15 protein-coding genes and 2 pseudogenes are annotated in these 19588 nt (G+C 67.8%); 4 read left to right on the top strand and 13 right to left on the bottom strand.

The genetic code is table 11. The features are described from left to right. Nucleotides 1–8 precede the first annotated feature (8 nt). Both QGN31_RS18185 and QGN31_RS18180 read right to left on the bottom strand, forming a co-directional pair. Nucleotides 9–1166 (bottom strand): Zn-dependent alcohol dehydrogenase, encoded by a 1158-nt coding sequence (locus QGN31_RS18185; protein ID WP_014941545.1) that lies wholly within the window; start codon nucleotides 1164–1166, stop codon nucleotides 9–11. Next, nucleotides 1163–2395 (bottom strand): cytochrome P450, encoded by a 1233-nt coding sequence (locus QGN31_RS18180; protein WP_014941546.1) that lies wholly within the window; start codon nucleotides 2393–2395, stop codon nucleotides 1163–1165. Before QGN31_RS18180 ends, QGN31_RS18185 begins: the two co-directional genes overlap by 4 nt. 312 nt (nucleotides 2396–2707) lie before the next feature. Between QGN31_RS18180 and QGN31_RS18175 the strand changes: the two genes are divergently transcribed. The 3 genes from QGN31_RS18175 to QGN31_RS18165 all read left to right on the top strand — a co-directional run bounded on the left by QGN31_RS18175 (nucleotide 2708) and on the right by QGN31_RS18165 (nucleotide 6279). Beyond that, nucleotides 2708–3664, top strand: a complete 957-nt coding sequence (locus QGN31_RS18175; protein ID WP_014941547.1) for an alpha/beta hydrolase — start codon at nucleotides 2708–2710, stop codon at nucleotides 3662–3664. 222 nt (nucleotides 3665–3886) lie between these two features. Then, the gene (locus QGN31_RS18170) at nucleotides 3887–5038 is read left to right on the top strand and encodes an acyl-CoA dehydrogenase family protein (protein WP_043955648.1); all 1152 of its coding nucleotides are present in this window, start codon (nucleotides 3887–3889) and stop codon (nucleotides 5036–5038) included. Then, nucleotides 5035–6279 carry an acyl-CoA dehydrogenase family protein gene (locus QGN31_RS18165; protein ID WP_009957678.1) on the top strand — a complete coding sequence of 415 codons (1245 nt, stop codon included), beginning with the start codon at nucleotides 5035–5037 and terminating at the stop codon, nucleotides 6277–6279. Before QGN31_RS18170 ends, QGN31_RS18165 begins: the two co-directional genes overlap by 4 nt. Here QGN31_RS18165 and QGN31_RS18160 read toward each other — a convergent pair. The 9 genes and pseudogenes from QGN31_RS18160 to QGN31_RS18125 all read right to left on the bottom strand — a co-directional run bounded on the left by QGN31_RS18160 (nucleotide 6276) and on the right by QGN31_RS18125 (nucleotide 17061). Next, a complete protein-coding gene (locus tag QGN31_RS18160; RefSeq protein WP_014941548.1) occupies nucleotides 6276–8243 on the bottom strand; it encodes a SpoIIE family protein phosphatase in 1968 nt (655 codons plus the stop codon). The genes QGN31_RS18165 and QGN31_RS18160 overlap by 4 nt on opposite strands. A gap of 405 nt (nucleotides 8244–8648) precedes the next feature. Further along, nucleotides 8649–9857 carry an amidohydrolase family protein gene (locus QGN31_RS18155; protein WP_008255021.1) on the bottom strand — a complete coding sequence of 403 codons (1209 nt, stop codon included), beginning with the start codon at nucleotides 9855–9857 and terminating at the stop codon, nucleotides 8649–8651. An 80-nt stretch (nucleotides 9858–9937) separates the two neighbouring features. Beyond that, nucleotides 9938–10981, bottom strand: a complete 1044-nt coding sequence (locus tag QGN31_RS18150) for a hotdog fold thioesterase (protein WP_014941550.1) — start codon at nucleotides 10979–10981, stop codon at nucleotides 9938–9940. A 118-nt stretch (nucleotides 10982–11099) separates the two neighbouring features. After that, a complete protein-coding gene (locus QGN31_RS18145; RefSeq protein ID WP_008255024.1) occupies nucleotides 11100–12608 on the bottom strand; it encodes a class I adenylate-forming enzyme family protein in 1509 nt (502 codons plus the stop codon). A gap of 184 nt (nucleotides 12609–12792) precedes the next feature. Continuing rightward, complete coding sequence (locus QGN31_RS18140; protein WP_014941551.1) at nucleotides 12793–13728, bottom strand: acyl-CoA dehydrogenase family protein; 936 nt, start codon at nucleotides 13726–13728, stop codon at nucleotides 12793–12795. Beyond that, nucleotides 13725–14882 carry an acyl-CoA dehydrogenase family protein gene (locus QGN31_RS18135; RefSeq protein WP_014941552.1) on the bottom strand — a complete coding sequence of 386 codons (1158 nt, stop codon included), beginning with the start codon at nucleotides 14880–14882 and terminating at the stop codon, nucleotides 13725–13727. The genes QGN31_RS18140 and QGN31_RS18135 overlap by 4 nt, the downstream gene beginning before the upstream one ends. After that, nucleotides 14879–15256 (bottom strand): annotated as a pseudogene (locus tag QGN31_RS26380) (acyl-CoA dehydrogenase family protein); the annotation flags it as partial. The pseudogene QGN31_RS26380 and the gene QGN31_RS18135, both read right to left, overlap by 4 nt. 153 nt (nucleotides 15257–15409) lie before the next feature. Next, nucleotides 15410–15973, bottom strand: a pseudogene (locus QGN31_RS26375) (acyl-CoA dehydrogenase family protein); the annotation flags it as partial. A gap of 8 nt (nucleotides 15974–15981) precedes the next feature. Then, nucleotides 15982–17061 (bottom strand): acyl-CoA dehydrogenase family protein, encoded by a 1080-nt coding sequence (locus QGN31_RS18125; protein ID WP_043954632.1) that lies wholly within the window; start codon nucleotides 17059–17061, stop codon nucleotides 15982–15984. 74 nt (nucleotides 17062–17135) lie between these two features. On the opposite strand from QGN31_RS18125, the gene QGN31_RS18120 reads away from it, so the two are divergent. Further along, nucleotides 17136–17996 (top strand): LLM class flavin-dependent oxidoreductase, encoded by an 861-nt coding sequence (locus tag QGN31_RS18120; RefSeq protein WP_009957535.1) that lies wholly within the window; start codon nucleotides 17136–17138, stop codon nucleotides 17994–17996. 3 nt (nucleotides 17997–17999) lie between these two features. On the opposite strand, the gene QGN31_RS18115 is transcribed toward QGN31_RS18120, so the two are convergent. Together QGN31_RS18115 and QGN31_RS18110 are read right to left on the bottom strand one after the other, a co-directional pair. Next, on the bottom strand, nucleotides 18000–18716 hold the full coding sequence (locus QGN31_RS18115; RefSeq protein ID WP_014941555.1) for an SDR family oxidoreductase: 717 nt from the start codon (nucleotides 18714–18716) through the stop codon (nucleotides 18000–18002). A gap of 19 nt (nucleotides 18717–18735) precedes the next feature. Next, nucleotides 18736–19557 (bottom strand): FadR/GntR family transcriptional regulator, encoded by an 822-nt coding sequence (locus QGN31_RS18110; RefSeq protein WP_008255038.1) that lies wholly within the window; start codon nucleotides 19555–19557, stop codon nucleotides 18736–18738. Nucleotides 19558–19588: the final 31 nt, after the last annotated feature.

Here is a 19588-nt window from a genome sequence, read left to right as displayed (position 1 = left end):
GCAGGGTATCAGGCTATCCCGAAATCGATGATGCCCCGGACGATTTTGCCGTTGAGCAGATCGTCGTAGGCGTCGTTGACATCGTCGAGGCGATAGCGCTTGGTGATCATCTCGTCGAGCTGTAACTGACCGGTCTCATACAGCCGCGCCAACCTGGCCACGTCCGCCTTCGGGTTACACGAGCCGAAGATGGTGCCCGCCAACGTCTTATTGGTCAAGATGAAGTCCTGCAGGTCGATCTTGACCGACCGGGTCAACTGCGACGTCATGCCGGTGAGCACACAGGTGCCGCCCTTGCGGGTGAGACGCACCGCATCGCGGACGTCCTCGGCGGTGATCAACGACGGTGAGACCACCACGGCGTCGGCCATCACCCCGTACGTCAGACCCCGCACCAGGTCCAGCGCCTCGGTCGTCGTCGCCACGCTGTGCGTGGCACCGAATTGCAAAGCCGATTTCTGTTTGAAGTCAACAGGATCGACGGCCACGATCTGCGCGGCGCCGTTGATCCGGGCTCCCTGGATGGCGCCCGTGCCGATCCCGCCGACGCCGATCACCACGAGGGTATCGCCGGCACGCATGTTGGACCGGTTGGCGACGGAACCGTATCCGGTCGGGATGGCGCACGACAGCAGCGCGCTCGAGGCCAGCGGCAGGTGTTGCTCGATCTTCACCAATGAATTCGTCGATACCACCGTGTGTTCGGCGAAGGCGCCGATCTTGGAGATGTGGCCCAGCTTCCGGCCGTCGGCCGTGTGGTGGCGGAACGTGCCGTCGGTGGGCATTCCCGGGACCATGGTGCCGATGCCCTGGTCGCAAAGGTACTCGATTCCGCTGGCGCACCAACGGCATTGGCCGCACACGGCGACGAACGACATCACCACGTGGTCGCCCGGCGCAAAGTCGGTGACGCCCGGGCCGACCTCACGCACGATCCCGGCGCCCTCGTGGCCGCCGATCGTCGGGAACATGGTGGGCAGGCCGAGGGATCGCATCACCTCATTGGGCGCCGACATGTCTCCTTTGAGGATGTGGTCGTCGGAGTGGCACAAGCCGGCGGCGGCCATCTGCACCAGGACCTCTCCGGCCTTGGGCGGATCCAGTTCGAATTCCTCGACCGACCACGGCCCTCCCACGTCGTGCAGGATCGCTGCGCGGCTTTTCATGCGGCGGGCGCGAAAGTGACCGGAAGCTTGTTGGGCGACCGGAAGGTGAGCCCGACGATCTTGGATTCCACGCCGGTGCCGTCGTCGGGGACGAACGCCAAATCCTCGACGCGATCGAACAGGCTGTTCAACATGACCCGCGTTTCCAGTCGCGCCAGATGCATGCCCAGGCACATGTGAATGCCGCCCGCGAAGGCGATGTGGGCCTGGCGCGGGCGGCAGATGTCGAACGTATCGGCATCGGTCCAGCGGGTCTCGTCGCGATTGGCCGAACCCATACACATGTCGATCTGGGCGTTGGCCGGGATTGTCTTACCGCCGATTTCGACCTCCTCGGTCGTGGTACGCATGACCGTGGTCAGTGGCGTTTCGAAGCGTAGGCCCTCCTCGATCGCCATCGGCAGCAAGGATCGGTCCCGACGGACCATCGCCAGCTGCTCGGGGTGGGTCAACAGCAGATACAGCAAATTGCCCGACGAACGGTACGTGGTTTCCAGCCCGGCCGGAAGAAGCAGCCGCAGGAAGGCGATGATGGCCTCGTCGGTGAGCTTCTCGCCGTCGATCTCCGCGGCGACCAGGTCTCCGATGATGTCGTCGGTGAGCTTGCGCCTGCGCTGCTCGACCTGTTTGAGGAAGTAGTCGTAGAGCTCGTTGGCGGCGTTCAACCCCGCCTCGATGTCGGTCGGGATCGAGATGAGGTCGAGCGACAGGCGTCGGAACAGGTCGAGATCTTCGGCGGGCAGACCGAGCAGCGTGGAGATGATCCGCGTCGGGAACTCGAAGGTCACCGCCTTCACCAGGTCCGCCTGGCCGTCGTTCTTGATTTCGTCGACGAGCTGATCGCACACCGGCCCGATGACCGAGGGCTCCCACCGCGCCAGCGCGGTCGCACGAAAGGCTTTGGCCACCAGGTTGCGGTGGTCGTGGTGCTCCCTGCCGCCCATCGCCAAAATGGTGTGTCCCATCACCAGCCCGATGGTCTTGTCGTAGGCGGCCGACGTGAACACCCGGTCGTCGCGGAAAGCCTGGGACACAGCGTCGTAATCGAACAGGACCCATTCGTCGTCGGGCCGCAATTCCTCGGGCAGCTGTCCGGAATCGGCCAGGGAACCATGCCAGACCGGGTCCGTGCGCCGCATGTACTCGAAGAACGGATAGGGGCTGGTTTCACCGGTGAAGTCGAGCGGGGGCACCACGGGCTGACCGTTCGGGTCAGTGCTGAGCGTCATCAGCGCTTCCTCCTGGAAACAACCGAGTCAGGCCGTTCGCGCGGACCGATCGTCGACCGCGAGTCCACGGCGGGTTTGTACCGAGCGGAATTTAGCTATCATAGTATAAATAGCAACGAATCCCAACGGCTCGCGCGATCGCCACACCCCGGTTAGGCAATGCCGCAACGCGTTCGGCACGGCCGGTCCCGTTCGCCGCGCCGCCCCGGGGCTTTTCGCGCCAATACCTACCTCGTCTGCCTCCGGCCAAACGCGCAGGTCTACCTTGAAGGTGGTTTAGCGTGCATGACGAGCCGGAGAAGACGAATAGGTATGACACAGACGAACCTGGCCCGCCCACACGGCCTCACCCGCATCGACCCGGTACTGCGCGACGCCGCCGTCGAGTTGGGCGCCTTCGAGTTCCGCGCCGAGACACTGGCCGCCGAACGGGAGCACGCCAACCTGCTGGCCGCCCACCGCGCCGCGGCGGCCGACACCAGCGGCGTCTCGATCGACTCCCGATCCATCGCCGGGCCCGGCGGTCAGCTGGGGCTCCGTTTGTACCGCGGCGACACCGAATCCCCGGCGCCCCTGGTGGTGTACGCCCATGGCGGCGGGTTCGTCACCGGCAACCTGGAGACGGACCATGCGCACTGCGTGGAGTTGGCCCGCGACGGCGGCTGTCTGGTGGTTTCCGTCGACTACCGGCTGGCGCCGGAGAATCCGTGCCCGGCGGCGCTGGACGACGTCGAAGCGGCCTTCCGCTACGTGGTCGACAACAGTGAAGAACTGGACGCCGACGCCGGCCGCATCGCGGTCATGGGGCGCGACGCCGGCGCGGCGCTGGTCGCCGGCCTGACCCAGCGCATGTTCGACCAGGAAGGTCCGGCCATCCTGATGCAGATCCTGCACCAGCCGATGCTCGACTCCGACGCCACGCCGTCGCGTCGCGAGTTCCAGCGCACCCCGGGCCTCAACGGCCCGGCCGTGAGCCGGGCATGGAATCACTACCTCGGCCACGCCAGCGCCAGTGGGCAACACGTCCCGGCGCACCGGGCGAACCTCGAGGGGCTGCCACCCACGTTCGTCAGCTGCTCCGAGATCGATCCCTGTCGCGACGAGGCCATCGACTACGCCAATCGGCTGCTGCACGCTTACGTCCACACCGAATTGCATGTGATTGCAGCGACCTTCAATGGCTTCGACTCGATGGTGCCGGATTGGATTGTTTCCCGGGAGAACCGGGCGTTGCACGCCCAGGCGGTGCGCCGCGTGTTCGCCATGTAGGAACGGCTCGTCCGGGTAAACGCGACGGCCCGCGCTGTTCGCCGAGGCGGAAACCTCGTCACCGCTTTTACCGACTGAACTCCGGTATCTCTTACCGTATTGCCCGTTGCTAACATCAGAAATGCCAGCCAACCGAGGACCGATCGGGCGGATGATCAAACACCCAAACCGTTTCCGTTGCACCCGCAGCGATCGAATGTCAAGAAGGATCCCCTCGGCACCATGACCACCATCGACTCCCCCGAAAAGGTCCTCTTCACCTCGACGACCCAGGCCTTTCTCGAAAAGGAAGCGCCGCTGCGCCGGGTGCGGGAGCTACACGCCGAGGGGGCGTCGTTTGACCCAGCGTGGTGGCGGCGCGCCGCGGAGCTCGGGTGGACGGGGCTGCTCGTTCCGGAGGAGCTGGGCGGCGGGAGCGTGTCGGAGAGCGGCTTCGCCGACCTGGCGATGGTCGCCGAGCAGCTCGGAAAGACGGTCGCGCCCGGGCCGCTGTATCCGGTCAGCACCGTCCTGTCGACGCTCGCCGAGTGCTCCAACTCCGAAGCGCACGCCGATGCCATCGAGGCGCTGATCGCGGGTGAATCGGTGGCGTCGTGGGCGGTTTGTGAGCCCGGCCAGGGCTGGGCGCCACTGGCTCCCGCGGTGACGGCGACCGAAACCGACGCCGGCTACCGCATCGACGGCGTCAAGGACCGCGTCGAGGCGGGCGCCCAGAGCTCGGCGCTGCTGGTGGTGGCGCGCGGCGGCCCGAATGGCGCTGAGATTCGCCAGTTTCTGGTCCCGACGGATGCTCCGGGCGTCAGCATCGAGCCCCAGCAGTCGGTGGACTTGGTCAAGCAATACGCCCGCGTGCGCTTCGAGGGTGTCGTCGTGCCCCGGTCTGCGGCCGTCGGCACCGCCGGTGAGACGCCCGCACTGGTCGATCGACAAAGCCAGATCGCCCAGGTGTTGCAGTGCGCCGAGGTCGTCGGCGTCCTGCAAACGGTGTTTGACTTCACCGCCCAGTGGGCGCTGGACCGGCACACATTCGGTCGCCCGCTGGCGTCGTATCAGGCCCTCAAACACAAGTTCGCCGACATGAAGCTGTGGCTGGAGGCCTGCCGGGCGACCACGTGGGCGGCGGTGGACAACGTGGCGGGTCGCGCGCCGCAGGCGGGATTGTCGGCCAGCATCGCGAAGTCCTACGTGGGGGAGATGGCCGGCCAGATCGTCCAGGCCTGCGTACAGATGCACGGCGGCATCGGTGTCACGTGGGAGCATGACCTGCACCTGTACCTTCGCCGGGTTACGTTGTACCGCAGCATGTTTGGGACGCCCGAGGAACACAACCTGCGGGTGTACGAGTTCGAAAAGGCGGGTCGTTCGGACAGATGACACACACCGAATCTGTCGCAGAGTTCGCCGCCCGGGCCAGGGCATGGTTGGCCGACAACATGCCCGCCATCGACCGCGACGCCCCACCACCGGCCCCGCGCGACGACGAGCGGGCCTGGCTGCGGGCCCGAGAACTCCAAAAGCGCTTGTACGACGGCGGATTCGCCGGCATCTGCTTTCCCCGCGAGTATGGCGGTCTGGGGCTGGACTACGAATACCAAAAGGCATTCGACGCCGAAACCCTCGACTACGAAATGCCCCTGATCCTCAACACCCCGACGTTCACCATCTGCTGCGCCACGCTGCTCGACACCGGCAGCGAAGACCAGAAGAAGCAGCACATCGCCGCGGCGCTGCGCGGCGAAGAGGTGCTGGTGCAATTGTTGAGCGAACCCAGCGGCGGATCGGACCTGGCCGGCGTGCTCACCCGGGCCGAGCGCGATGGCGACCGTTGGATCATCAACGGCGCCAAGACGTGGAGCACGAGCGCGTTCGCCGCCGATTACGGCCTGTGCCTGGCCCGCACGAATTGGGATGTGCCCAAACACGAGGGCCTGACCATGTTCCTGGTGCCCATCTCTCATCCGGGAATCACGTTGCGGCACATCACCATGCTGAGCGGTTCCACCGAGTTCTGCGAGGAGTTCCTCGACGGAGTCGACGTTCCAGACGACGCCGTTGTCGGGGAGGTCAATGGCGGCTGGGCGGTGGCCTCGCGACAGCTGTACCACGAGCGCCGCGCAGTGGGGCAGGGCTCGGAGTTCGCCAGCGGCGGCGGCAGCGAGGGAGGCAACGCGATCCCGGTCGACTACGTCGGCCTCGTGGAGAAGACCGGACAGGCCGACGACCCGCGCGTGCAGGAAAAGGCCGGCAGGGTCCTGGTGCACCGGGCGGTGGCCGAGCAGTTGATCGGCCATGTGTACCGCAGTGTCAGAGACGGCGTCCTGCCGCCGGCGGCCGGAACGCTCATCAGACTGTTCCACTCCGAAACCGTGACCACCGACGTCGACACGGCGCTGGAGATCGCGGGAAGCGCCGGCGTGGTGGGGGAGCCGGGCGCCGGCCTGGAGGCGGGGCTGCGCTACCTGTCGCGGCAGACGGTCGCGATCGGCGGCGGCACAACGGAAATGGCCCGCAACGTGATCGGCGAGCGGGTGCTGGGCTTCCCCCGCGAATACGCCGCCGACCGCGGGGTGCCGTTCAGCCAGGTACGGCACGGCGAGCGGTCCGAGCGGTCCTAGCCCTCGGCGACGACGTTCTCGGCCAGACCGCTGACCACCGGGATCTGCACCAGTGACAAGACGTGGTGCGCCGGGCTTCCCGGCGGGGCCACCAGCACGTACTCGCTGCCCTGTCGTTGTGCCCGCTCCCGCGCGGCGGCAAGGGCGCTGACGCCCGACGATCCGAGGTGGGTGACCGCGCTGAGATCGATGGTCAACGGTGCGACGCCGGAACGGCTTTCGACCGCGATCTGACGGTCCAGCGTGGACGCGGTGTTGGAATCGACGTCGCCGCTGACCACGATGCGGCCCGGTTCGGTGACCGCGGAGACGAATTCGGAGTTGACCGTCCGCCGGCGGGTCGCGCGGCTGACCAGCGAGTCGGTAACGAAGTCCGCCGGCCGCGACAGGTGGTGCGTCACCCGCGCGGTCGTCCCATCGGGGCCGTGACTGACGTGCGCCTCCGACACCAAGGCTTCGGCCATGGCAAGGCCGCGGCCGCGGCCCGTTTCGCCTTCGCGGTGATCCTTCCACCGTCCGCGGTCGATCACCGAAATGTGCAGATCACCGTCGCCGGACAGCATCGCTTCGACGACAACGCCGTCGGAGACGTCGGTCGCGTACCCGTGCTCGACCGAGTTCTCGACGAACTCGGAGATCGCGTGCACGACATCGGAGATGTCGTCGGCGGTGGCGCCGATCTCCGCCAGCCACTGCCGGAGCCGAGTGCGTACCGCGCGGGCGGCGTGCAGGGTTGCGTCCAGCGTCATGTTCAGCGGCGCGGGTGGCGTGCGGCGTTGCGCCGCGAGCAGTGTCACGTCGTCGCTGTAGCCGGTCGAGCGCAGCAGCAGTTCCAGTGTCTCCGAACAGATTCGGTCGATCGCTCGCATCGATGATTCGATGACGAAGCCGCGTTGGCCGCCGGCGATATTCGCGGCCAGTTCGGCGAATTCGGCGGTGCTGGCGCCCAGTGGCCGGCCGGGCCGCTCGATCAGGCCGTCGGTGTACAGCAGGATCGAGTCGCCCACATCGAGGAACTCGGTGCGGACCGGAAACCCGGTGCCGCTGCCGAGCGGACCCGCGCCGGAAGGCTCGAGATAGCGCGAGGTCGCCTCGGACGTCACCAGCAGCGGCGGCGGGTGTCCGGCGGTGCAGTACCGGAATTCGCCGGTGCCGAAATCGAGCGCGCCGACGCAAATTGTGGCCGTGTTCGACCCGGGCACGTGCTTGCGGAACCGGTCGACGGCCTCGAGCGCCTCGGCGATCGGATATCCCGCCACGACCTGCATCCGCAGCGCGGTTCGCAGCTGCGACATCACCGCCGCCGCTTCGATACCATGGCCGACGACGTCACCGACGACGAGAACCAGCCTGTCCCCCAGGGGAATCGCATCGAACCAGTCGCCCCCGGCCGCGGTGTCCTCCGCGGCGACGAGATACTGCGCGGTCACATCCGCGCCGGGAATGACGGGCACCGACGGCGCGAGCAACGCCTGCTGCATGACGGTGGCGGAATCGCGGACGTTGCGGTACCGCTCGGAGAGCTCCTCGAGGCGCGCCTCGGCGGCCATCCGCGTTTGCACCCGGTCTGTGACGTCGGTGAAGGCCAGCTGCACCCCCTCGATCGTGCCGTCCTCGGCGCGGCGTGCCGTGACGATGAAGTCGAAGAAGTGTTCCTGCGCCTGCCCCGCGCCGTCGAAGTCGGCCTGGACCCGCCACTCTGTTCCCGATTGCGGCTCGCCCGTTTGGTACACCCGGTCGAACATCTGGATGATTTCCTGGTTCACCAGTTCGGGATAGACCTCGCGCGCCAGCAGCCCGATCGAGTCGATGGGCGGACTGAGGACGCGGTACGCCGCGTTGACCGCGACGAATCGGTGCTCGGGCCCCTCGAGGCCGACCAACAGCATGGGGACATTCTCGAAGACGCGCCGCACGTCCTCGGCCGCGCCGACCGTTCGGTCCCAGTCCTTTTCGGCCACCATCTGGCCGTTCCTCCTCGCAGTTTTCGACGGGCCTGCGGGCTAATCAGAGTCGTAACCGGGTCAAATCAAGCGACCAATTTTGCACACGTAGATGTTCAGATTAGCAATGGTATTAGTTGCATATCGCAACGGTTTGATACCGGAGTGTTACATCCGGCGAATTCGGCGACGCGCAAAATTGACGTTGCCGAAAATCGGGATAGCCATCGGCGGTGGCGCGCGGGTGCGGAAACGCGTTGCACGAGTGCGCCATCGGCGGCGCCACGCGGAGCCGTCACGTCATGCCCACACCCGCCATCGGCTGGATCGACTACGCGCGGCCAACGTGCGAGTGCGCGATGGCCGCCCAAAGCAACGGGCGCACATCATGTTTCGGCCGTCCAGCGGGCTGCGCCCGGCGCGCGATCAGGCCGAGACGGGCTTCTTCGACGCCGGCGCGGAAACCTTCATCAGCTTCATCAGGTTGCCGCCCATGATCTTTGCCTTGTCCTCGTCGCTGAAATCGGCCAGCTCGTCGACGAACGTGATCGGGTCTTTCAGGCCCTCGGGGTGCGGCCAGTCGGATCCGAAGACCACCCGGTCGGTGCCCACCATGTTGACGATCTCGGTGAACCGGTCCTCCCAGAACGGGCTGACGTAGACGCACCGCTTGAACGTCTCGATCGGGTCCTCGGTGAACGCCTGCGGCATCTTCTTGTAGACGCCCTTGAGGCCCCGGAACAGGGTCGGCACCCAGTCGGCGCCGTTCTCGATGGACAGTATCCGCAGGTCAGGGTTGCGGGACAGCGCGCCATGGCAGATCAGGGCACCGAACGCATCCTCGATGGGGCGATGGCCCATGGCCAGGCTGCGGAAGGCGGTCGGCTTGAACGGCAGGAACTCGTCGCCCGGCTCCCAGATGTTGAGCAATTCGGAGTAGCCGCTGTCCGAGGCGTGCATCGAAACGGGGATCTCGGCCCGCACGCAGGCCTGCCAGAACGGGTCGAATTCTTCGAGCCCGAACGACCGGCTGCCGCGGTAGCCGGGCACCGGCGCGGGACGCACCAGCACCGTGCGGGCGCCGCGCTCCAAACACCACTGCAGTTCCTCGAGCGCACGGTCCACGATCGGCAGGGTGATCACCGGGGTGGCAAAGATGCGGTCCTTATAGTTGAACGACCATTGCTCGTACATCCATTCGTTGAGGGCGTGGATGACGTCATGGGTCATCTCCGGGTCGTCCTTCATGCGCTCCTCGACCAGGCTGGCCAGTGTCGGGAACATCAGCGCGAAGTCGATGCCGAGCTCGTCCATGACCTCCAGGCGCGCGCCCGGTTCGCGGAAGGCTGGGATGGCTTTCATTGGCTCGCCGAGGATTTCGCGATAGCTCTTGCCCTGTGAGCCGTTGCGGAAGTAGTCCTCCTGGGCGCCCGGGCGTGCCACTACCTCGAACGTCGGGTTGGGGATGTATTCACTGATGTGGCCGCGCACCACGATCTTGGTGCGGCCGCGCACCTGGACGTAGTCGATGACGTTCTTGCGTTTGTCCGGCAGGAACTTGGTGAGCGCCTCCTGCGGCTCGTACATGTGGTTGTCCGCATCGAAAACGGGGAAGGGAAGCTCGCGAGACGGCATGGCGATCTCCTTGCAAATGGTCTAAATTCTCATTGCGTGGTAACGACGTTACCACCGCTGGGCGGCGAGGGACACCCGCGTTATTCGTCGGCCCACGGCCCGATCGTCGGCGTCGCGCCGTTGATGATGGCGAAGTTCACGGTGGCCGTGGCGAGCAATTCGTCGTCGTCGTCGCCGTCTCCGTCGCCGAAGATGTCCACCTGCATCACCATCGCCCGTCGTCCGGATCGCAACACCTTGGGCACCGCGAACGCCGAGCCCTGGCGGACGGGCCGCAGGTAGCGCACAAACAGATCCGAGGTCGTCATCGTGGTGCCCGGCTCCAGGTAATCCAGCCCGAATTGGCCGCCCGCCACGTCCACCAGCGTCGCGATCAAGCCGCCCTGCAGGGCGCCCGACGTGTTGACGACTTGCGGGCTGACCGGCATGGTCATCGCGAACTCGCCGTTGCGGCTGCCCGGGCGCATGCCGATCTGAGCGAACAGCTCGGCCAGCGACGGGACCGTCGACTCTTCGTCCGTCTCGCGGATGCCGAGCGCGCGGCTGCAGAAGTCGTAGAGGTGGCCCGTATCCACGGGTGCGCCGTTCAATTCCGAACCCAGCCAACGCAATCGCTGCGCGCCCATCACCGTCTGCATGACGATGGCGGCGGCCGCACCAACGTCCAATCCGGGGTTGAAGACGCCCTCGGTGATGCCCTGCCCGACGATGTCGCGAGTCAGCCGGTGCAACGGTGTGAGCACCCGGGCGTAGTCACGGGGACGAGTCTCGGCCAAGTGCTGGTTGTAGAGGGTCAGCGCGCGATTCAGACTGTCCTGGGTGCTCGATTCCGGTTGCTCGCTGAGCCGATCGATCAGCAATTTCAGGGCCGACGTGCTGTCCAGTCCCGCGGTTTCGGCGCGCCAGGCCTGAACCGATTGAGCGATGGTTCTGTCGAACAGCGCCAGAAGTAGTTCGTCCTTGCTGGCGAAGTGTTGGTAGAAGGCCCGCAGCGACGTCTTGGAGCGGGCGACGACCTCCTGCACGGTGAAGTCGGTGCGTCCCGTCTCGCCCAGGATCGCGACGGCGGTCTTGATGAAGCGGTCGCCGCGCGTCACTTCGGCTTCGTCATTGGGGGCGGTCATCGGCGCTGTTCCCTTCCCTGGCGCAGTCCTTACGCTCTGAGAATGAGGTTACCGCGTCCTGGGGCCCATCCGCGAAGCCATACCTTGTGGGTCGTCGCGCCGACCGACGGTCGGACGCTCAGCCGCCCCGCGCCGCGATCATCGCCGAGCGGTTGACCTTGGTGGCCGCGGTGCGCGGTATCGCGTCGACGAATTCCACCGTCTTGGGCGCCTTGTAGGGGGCCAGGCGGCTCTTCGCGTAGTCGATCACGCCCTGCTCGGTGAGGGGCTCGGCGCCGTCGGCCTCGGCGCGCTGGATCACCGCGTGCACGCGGCGCCCCCACTGCGGATCGGCAAGCCCGATCACGACCACGTCGGCGATACCTGGGTGGCCGGCCAGCGCCGACTCGACCTCGGCGGGAAAGACATTGGCGCCGCCACTGACGATCATGTCGACGCGGCGGTCCACGATGTAGAGAAAGCCGTCCTCGTCGAGGTGGCCCATGTCCCCGGCGGAGCGGAAGCCGTCCTCGGTCGACGGCAGTGGGGGCGCCCCACCCAGGTAGCGATACCCCGCGCTCATCGGTGCCCGCAGATACACGTCCCCGTCCTCGCCGGGACCCAGCGGCCGCTTCTCTGCGTCCAGAATCCGGATCTCGGTGTCCCGGAATCCGCGGCCCACGCTGCCCGGGTGGGCGAGCCACTCGTCGCCGCGCAGCGCGGTGAGCCCCAGATTTTCCGTCATCCCGTACGCCGTCACGATCTGCTCCGGGCTGAGCAGTTCGAACCACGTATGCAGCAACGAGGGCGGCATCACCGCGGCGCCCTGCAGAATGAAGACGATGCTGGACAGGTCGCGCTCCCGGACGTCGGGCCGGGCCGCGATGCGCGCCAGCATGGTGGGCGTCGCGGTGAAGTTGGTGATCCGAAAGCGCTCGATCACATCGAGAGCCAATGCGGCGTCGAACTTTTCGAGTATCACCAGATGGTCGCCCGCCAGCAGCATGAGGAAGGTGGCGAAGCCGTTGGTGTGATACATCGGCGCGGGCACCATGATCGTCTGCGGCTGGGAAACCGGTGTCCAGTTCGACAGGAACGGCTCGCCCTGCTGGGGGATCCACAGTGAGGGCGCCAGGTTGAGGATCACCTTGGGCACGCCGGTCGAACCGCTGCTGCAGATCCCGTTGGCGGTGGGGGAGACGGCCACCGGCAGGGGGCCGTCGGACTCGGCGGCCGCGCGGGCGTCGAGGTCCCAGCGGCTCTTTTCATCGACGACGACGGCGGGATCGATCACCTCGCGCACCCGGTCGCGCTCCCACTCGGGAAGATCCCAGTGCATGGGCACCGGAACCGCGCCAATCTTCCAGCACCCCAGCGTCGCCAGCACCAGATGCTGGGAATTCGGAATAGCAAGCGCCACAAGGGAACCGATTGCGGCGCCGGCGGCGGCGAGGGCGCGGCCCCACTGGTTGGCGCGGGCGTCGAGCTCACCGAACGTCAGCGTCTGCGCGGTGCCGTCGAGCGCGACGATCGTGACGCCGGCATCGTTCCCACGTTGTTCGGCGAGCTCTCGCAGCTTGGTTCCGAAGGGAACCCCGTCGGCGAACGGGTTCGCCGCCGCTTCGGCCGCGACAGGTTCGCTACTCACCTGCGCCGCTCCTCCTCATCGCTTCGCTCTGCATCGTCGCCGGCGGTCACCTTCGCCGCTCCTCCTCATCGCTTCGCTCTGCATCGTCGCCGGCGGTCACCTGCGCCGCTCCTCCTCATCGCTTCGCTCTGCATCGTCGCCGGCGGTCACCTTCGCCGTTCCTCCTCAATCGTCGTGCGGCGGCTCACGCAGATACCGGCTCGCTGAACAGCGTCTCCAGCGACCCGTCCGACACGCTGGGGATCAGGCGCAGGGCGAGTTCGTCGGTGCCCAGCGGCAACCGGATCAGCGGCTGGGTGTGCCGGTCGAGCACGCTGACGTCGGACTCGTCGCAGAAACCCAGGGCCCCGAGTAACTGGTGCGACGTGCGCATCACCTGGCGCGCGGTGTCGGCGGCTTTGAGCCGAAGCACCAGGGCGTCGGCCGAATGGATCGGCGCCGGCAGCGATTCGGGTCGGCAGATCGTGTACTTCGCGAGTTCGTGCAGCCCGCGCACCGCGACGGCGGCGTCCGCGACGGCAAACCTGACGGCCTGAAAGTCCGCGAGCGGCTTACCGAACTGGATCCGGGCGCGCACGTGCTCGGTGACGATCTGCAGCGACTGCTGCACCGCTCCCAGAATCCGCCATGATCCGAGCACGAGATGAAGGTTAACGTCGGGGGCTCCGACGCTTCCCTCGGGTGCGCCCAAGGTCGCCGGAACCAGGAACGGCCCCAGCTTGGCGCCGGTGCGCGCGGCCGGCCGCGGCCGGTACCGGTTGCCGTCCAGGTCCGCGGCGATCCAGTCGCCGGCCAAATCGCCGTGGTCGATGCGCGGGGCTTTCGGATTCACCAGGGCCAGCCGCGTGCCATCGATCGACAACAGCTCCTCCACAAGTGGATAGGGCAGCACCGTGGCGCCGGCGGCCTGGCACAGCACCGCGGCGGCCAGCAGATCGTCCGGGGACGAGCGCACGTCCAGGTCGAACGCGCCCACCTCGTTCAACGCGGCACGGGCCGCGTCCCGGACGGAGTCGTCGGCCTCGGCGCGCAGCGCGGCCGGCGGTCCGCCCAATCGGGTGAGCCGCTTGACGGCGACGGCGGCGAAATCGCTGATGTCTTGTGGCAGATCGGTTTTCACCGGCTTCCTCCCAACACGTCTCGTGCCACCAGCATCTTCTGCACTTCGATGGTGCCCGATGCGACGGTGGCCGCCTGTGCGTAACGCCAATGGTCTTCGATCGCCCCGTGCAGCGGCGCGGAACTGCCGCTGTCCAGCGCCGTGGGGCCCAGCACGTCGAACAGCAGCTCGGCCACCTGCTGATCGAGGGTCGTCGTGACGATGCGCGCGGCGCTGGCGGCCGCGCCCGCCGCCGGATCGTCCTGCAGTGACACGGCGCGATAGGCCAGCAGCCGGGCGACCCGCAGGTCGACCAGTGCCCGCACCCACCGCGTCCGAATCGTCTCGGACAGCTCGTTCCACTCGTCGCCGAGCTGGCTGCGCATGCGTTCGAGCAGCGACTCGCACCGCGCGTAGCGGGCGATGCCCACCCGCTCGAAGGCCAGCGCCTCGCGCATCACCCGCCATCCGTCGCCGACCTCGCCGAGCACGTCGCCGGGAAACGCCTGCACGTCGTCCAGGAACATCTCGTTGAGGTGGTGCGGCCCCAGCATCGACGGGATCGGCCGGACGGTGAAACCGGGACGGTCCATCGGGATTAGAAACAGGGTGAGCCGCTTGTGTTTTGGGGCGTCGGGGTCGGTGCACGCCGCCAGCACGCACCACGACGCCATCAGCGCGTACGAGGTCCACACCTTCTGCCCGGTGATGCGCCATCCGTCACCGTCGGCGACGGCGCGGGTACGCAACGACACCAGGTCGGTTCCGGCCTCGGGCTCCGAAAAGCCTTGGCACCAGATGACATCCCCGGCGGCGATGGCCGCCAGGTGCTTGGCTTTCTGTTCCTCGGTCCCGTACCGCATCAGCGCCGGCCCGACCCAGTTGATCCCCATGTACTGCGGACCGCGCGGCTCGTGTTGCGCCCACATCTCCTCGCGCAGCACCGTCTGCTGCCAGACCGAACCCCCGCCGCCGCCATGCTCTTTCGGCCACGCCAGCGCGAGCAGCCCCTCGGTGGCCAGCAGTTTGCAGAACGTCTCGGTGGTGGCGAGGTCCTGCGGGTTTTCGGTGCAGGCGCCGAGGAAGTCGGCGGGGATGTGGTTGGCGACCAGCTCGCGCAGGTGGCTTCGCAGTTGTCCGGCGTCGTCGCCGAGGTCGTAGTCCATCGTGGTCATCCCTTCGGCAGTCCGAGCAGCCGCTCGGCGATGATGTTGCGCTGCACCTCCGACGTTCCGCCGTAGATGGTCGCGGCCAGCGCGTCCTGACGTTCGAACAGCAGGTCCGGATCGGCGGCCGACTCCGGGCCCGCAGCGGCGGCGCCGAGTTCCCAAACACGCTGCAACGTAAGCGATCCGAGCAGCTTCATGGTGTCGGCTTCTGGGCTGGGCCGCCCCGCCAGCTCGTTGCCCAGCGCGCGATATCCGGTGGCCCGCAGGGCTTCGGCGTCGGCGATCAGCGAGCCGAGCTCGGTGTAGACGTCGTCGCCCGAGGCCCCGCCGCCGGCGGTGCGCACCGCCTCGAGCCCGCGTTTGATCTCGACCCAGTTCATGATCCAGATCATCTGGCGTTCATGCTGCAGCGACGACAGGGCGACATTCCAGCCGCCGTTGAGCGGCCCCAGCAGGTTGTCGCCCGGCACCTCGACGTCGTCGAGGAAGACCTCGCAGAACGTCTCGTCGGAGATCGAGGCCATGCGGATCGGCTCGATCCTGACCCCGGGCGCGTGCAGATCCAGGATCAGGCAGGAAATGCCGCGGTGTTTCGGCGCATCGGGATCCGTGCGGGCATACAGGGTGCACCACCGCGACTTGTGGGCCTGGGTGGTCCAGATCTTGTGGCCGTTGACCCGGAACACGTCGCCGTCGCGTTCGGCGCGCGTGCGCAGTCCGGCGAAATCGGACCCGGCTTCGGGTTCGGACATGCCCAGCGCCCACCATTCGTCACCGCGTAACAGCGGGACGAGCAGGCGCTCGACCTGGGCGGCGGTGCCGAACTGACGAATGCCGGGCGCGGCGACGTTGGGACCGGCGATGTTGGGCAGTTTGGGCGCCGAGCGCAGCGCGGCCTCGAGCCGGACCTCCATGGCGTCGCGCAGACCGAGGGACCGTCCGCCGTGTTCGCGGGGCCAGGTCGGCTGGATCCATCCGGCCTCGAACGCGGCCCGCTGGTAATCGCGCCGCAGGCCCAGGTCCCACCGGTACTGCCGATACTTCTCGTAGTAGTCGTCGGGCAGGAACTCCGCCAACCACGCGCCGAATTCGTCCACCACCGGGCTCACGCGGCGCCCCCGCAGAATCGGCGGCCCGCCTCGTGGTAGAGCGCGCGACTGTCGCCCAGCAGCGCGGCGCCCTGCCAGGCGCGCCTGACGTAGAGGTGGACGTCGTGCTCCCAGGTCTGACCGAGCGCGCCGTGCACCTGGACCGCCGTGCGCGCACAGGCGGCGGCCGCGTCACCGGCCGCCGCTTTGGCGAGCGCGGCGGAGGTCCACGCGTCGCCGGGTGCCGCAGCCGGATCGGCGAGCCGGGCCGCGGCCGCATACGTCAGACTGCGGGCGCGTTCCAGGCCGACGTAGTTGTCGGCCAACGCGTGTTTGATCCCCTGGTATGCGCCGATCGGTTGGCCGAACTGGCGCCGCGACTTCGCGTGCTCGACCGAGCGGCGCAACGCGGCGCTCGCGACGCCGATCAGGTCCGCGGCGCAGGCCACCCACGGCGCCGTCAATGCGGACTCGACGTCGGCGCTCGCGACGGCCACGGGCTCGGCGTCGATGTCGGCCGTCGCCAACGGCTGGGCGGGGTCGGTGGAGTCAGCCGCGGGCACCACGGTGACACCGTCGCCGCAACGCGCGACCGCCGCCACGGTGTCACCGGCGTCGTCGCGGGCAAGGGTGACGACCAGCTCGGCGCGCGACAGGTGGGGGACCGCGACCGCACGACCGCGCAGCCGTCCGTCGCGCAGGGTCATCGGCGCCCCGGGCAGGCGCGACCCGGGGGCGTGGACGGCCAGCGTCGCCACGGTTCCACCGGCGATGTCGGCCAGGACCGAGTCGAGTCCGGCGTCACGCAGCACGCCCGCGGCCAGACCGACGCTGCTCAGCAAGGGGATCGGGGCGAGGGCGGCACCGCATTCCTCGAGAACCACGGCCAGCTCGACCGGCCCGTAGTCGCCCGCCTCTTCCTCGGAGGGGGCGGCGAGCTCGGTCCACCCGAGATCCACGACCGTCTTCCACAGGGCGCGCCAGCGCTCCGGATCCGTGAGCGCTTGGCGGGCGGCCTCAGGCGGGCACTCCGTACGTAATATGTCGCGTACGGCGTCGCGGAGCGACAACTGCTCCGAGTTCAGCCCTACATCCATAAGACCTCTAACATAGTAAAGATAATAAACTAGCCCTGCCGTCAATGACACGGGGTCAAACGCATAGGTGGCGCATGGCCGAGTGGTATTTGTTCCTGCCGCAGGTCCGGTTGTCGGCGGGCGACATCGCCGAGCGTGCGCGCCGGGCCGAGGCCAGCGGTTTCGACGGCATCGCTTTCATCGATCACCTCGAGGCGCCCGGCCTGCCCGACGAAAGCATCTGGGAGGCAATGGGGATCGCCACCTGGGTGGCCGCCAAGACCGAGCGGCTGCGGATCGGTCATCTGGTGCTCTGCGACGCCTTCCGGCATCCCGCGGTGCTGGCCAAACAGGCCGTCACCCTCTCAGAGGCGTGCGGCGGCCGATTCGAGCTCGGTCTGGGGGCGGGGTCGTGGCCCGCGGAGTTCGCCAGATTCGATGTCGGCCAGCAGGATCCGAGAGCACGGGTCGATCAGCTCGACCGCCACCTGAGGCTGCTCAGGCAGTACTGGGGCGACGGGACGGGGGAGGCCGCGGTGGCGCCGCAGGCCCCGCGTCGGTCCTACCCGATACCGCTGGTCCTGGGTGGCAGCGGACCCCGGATGATGGAACTCGTTCGCAGATACGCGGATTGGTGGAATCTGCCTGCCCATCAGCTCGACAAGCTGCCGACGCTGGCCACGGCCGCCGGGACGGCCCGGTTGTCCATCCAGCAGATGGTGGGCTTCGTCCGGTCCGGCGCCGATCCCGACACCGTGCGCGAGGTGAGCACCCGGCGATTCGGCAACCTGGGATCCGGACTGGTCTGCGGGGATGCCCGCGAGCTGGTCGGGCACTTCAGCGGACTGGCCGGGCAGGGGGTCGAGCGGTTCTACGTCTGGTTCGCCGACTTCGCCGCACCGGACTCGTTGCACGAGTTCGGCGAATCGGTGATCAAGCCGTTCCCGGCGCCGTAGGCGTCAACCCCGTTGCGCGCGGCGGCGGGCCTCGGTGGGCACGACCGGCGGCCGCGCGTAGGGGCCGCGCTCCACCGCGGACAGGCGGATCTCCGGCAAATCGACCGATGGGTCGACGGTATCCAGCCAGACGACCGCCTCGGCGACGTCGGAGACCGCGATCGCGTACATCTCGAACGGAACGTCCTGCAGCATCTCGGTGGCCACCGGGCCGGGCGTGACGATATGCACGCTGATGCCGTCGCGATCGACTTCGAGCGCCAGGGCCCGCGCGAACGCGTTCATGCCGGCCTTTGAGGCGGAATACGCGGTGCGGGCCGGCATCGGCTCGTGTGCCGCCGACGACGAGATGAACACCAGCCGCGAGCCCGCCTTCATCCTGGGCAGCACCGCGGACGTCACCACGAAGCACGAATCCAGGTTGGCCGACATGATGGCCTGCCACTGCTCGAAGGTCTGCTTGCGCGCGTAGGTTCCGCCGAGCGCCCCCGCCGCGTGGACGACGAGGTCGATTTCCCCCAATGCGCTTATCGCGGCGGGGAATCCGATCGGATCGGAGGCGTCGGCCACCACATGGCGCGCACCGATCTCCTCGGCGGCGGCGCGCAACGGATCTTCCCGGCGCGCCGACAGCACCACCTCGTAGCCGCGCTCAACGAGCTTGCGGGCGCACCCTTTTCCGATCCCGCCGCTACCGCCGGTGACCAATGCGGTTCGCATGACCGTTGCAGGCCGCCCTTCAGGAGTGCCGGATGTCCCGCGACCGCGACAAGGCCTGCGGGGAGAGCGCATAGATGCGTTGATCGTGCTGACCGGACAGCACGTAGGTCTGGGTGTCGGCGAGGTGGCGTCCGGCGATACGACGGGCCCGGTCGACGTTGCCCTCCGCGATCGTCTCGGTCAGCTTGACGTGGGTGGTGAGCACCGCGCGGCGCTGAGCCAGCGACGGATAGGTGCCCCGCGACGCGCTCTCGTCGGCCCATTGCCGTTCGTGACTGGTCCACAGCGTCTCCAGGCTGCCCACGACCGCGATGATCGTGTGGTTGCCGCAGCCGCGGACGACGAGATCATGGAATTCACGGCCGATTTCGGTGAACCGGCGGCCGTCTTCGAGGTGTTCGGCCATCGACTCGTTGATCCGCGTGAGTTCGGGCACCAGCGTCTCGGCCCGGTCCGGGCGGCGGGCGGCCAGCGCCGCGCAGGCGGGCTCGAGTTCCTGCAACGCCATGCCGAGATCGGCCACCTCAACGGACTCGCTCTGCAGCAACAGGCCGAGCATGTAGGCGGCGCTGGTCTTCGCCGGGGCGTGCACGACGGCACCGCCGCGGTTGCCCCGCCGCACCGACACCAGCCCCTCGGTCTCCAGGATCCGCAACGCCTCGCGCAGCGACACCAGGCTCACGTTGAACTGCTCGACGAGCACCTCTTGGCGCGGCAGCAGATCGCCATCGGCGAGGTCGCCGTCGATGATCTGACGACGCAACTCATCGGCTACGATTTCGGCGATCCGCGGCGCCGACAACCGGCGCCGGGCGTCGGGGCCAATTCCCAAGGCGGTCATCCGATCCTCGAAACAAAAGCAACTCGCTGGC

The organism is Mycobacterium sp. 2-64 (assembly GCF_035918375.1).
Lineage (GTDB): Bacteria > Actinomycetota > Actinomycetes > Mycobacteriales > Mycobacteriaceae > Mycobacterium > Mycobacterium intracellulare.
Note: the sequence above shows the minus strand (reverse complement) of the source record. Positions and strands in the feature narration are given on the sequence as shown.

Bases quoted from the DNA above. Each gene is read 5' to 3' on its own strand.
- QGN31_RS18170 (WP_043955648.1), top strand. From the start codon at position 3,887: ATGACCACCATCGACTCCCCCGAAAAGGTCCTCTTCACCTCGACGACC.
- QGN31_RS18120 (WP_009957535.1), top strand. From the start codon at position 17,136: ATGGCCGAGTGGTATTTGTTCCTGCCGCAGGTCCGGTTGTCGGCGGGC.
- QGN31_RS18185 (WP_014941545.1), bottom strand. From the start codon at position 1,166: ATGAAAAGCCGCGCAGCGATCCTGCACGACGTGGGAGGGCCGTGGTCG.
- QGN31_RS18150 (WP_014941550.1), bottom strand. From the start codon at position 10,981: ATGACCGCCCCCAATGACGAAGCCGAAGTGACGCGCGGCGACCGCTTC.
- QGN31_RS18165 (WP_009957678.1), top strand. From the start codon at position 5,035: ATGACACACACCGAATCTGTCGCAGAGTTCGCCGCCCGGGCCAGGGCA.
- QGN31_RS18115 (WP_014941555.1), bottom strand. From the start codon at position 18,716: ATGCGAACCGCATTGGTCACCGGCGGTAGCGGCGGGATCGGAAAAGGG.
- QGN31_RS18125 (WP_043954632.1), bottom strand. From the start codon at position 17,061: ATGGATGTAGGGCTGAACTCGGAGCAGTTGTCGCTCCGCGACGCCGTA.
- QGN31_RS18160 (WP_014941548.1), bottom strand. From the start codon at position 8,243: ATGGTGGCCGAAAAGGACTGGGACCGAACGGTCGGCGCGGCCGAGGAC.
- QGN31_RS18180 (WP_014941546.1), bottom strand. From the start codon at position 2,395: ATGACGCTCAGCACTGACCCGAACGGTCAGCCCGTGGTGCCCCCGCTC.
- QGN31_RS18135 (WP_014941552.1), bottom strand. From the start codon at position 14,882: ATGACCACGATGGACTACGACCTCGGCGACGACGCCGGACAACTGCGA.
- QGN31_RS18110 (WP_008255038.1), bottom strand. From the start codon at position 19,557: ATGACCGCCTTGGGAATTGGCCCCGACGCCCGGCGCCGGTTGTCGGCG.
- QGN31_RS18175 (WP_014941547.1), top strand. From the start codon at position 2,708: ATGACACAGACGAACCTGGCCCGCCCACACGGCCTCACCCGCATCGAC.
- QGN31_RS18155 (WP_008255021.1), bottom strand. From the start codon at position 9,857: ATGCCGTCTCGCGAGCTTCCCTTCCCCGTTTTCGATGCGGACAACCAC.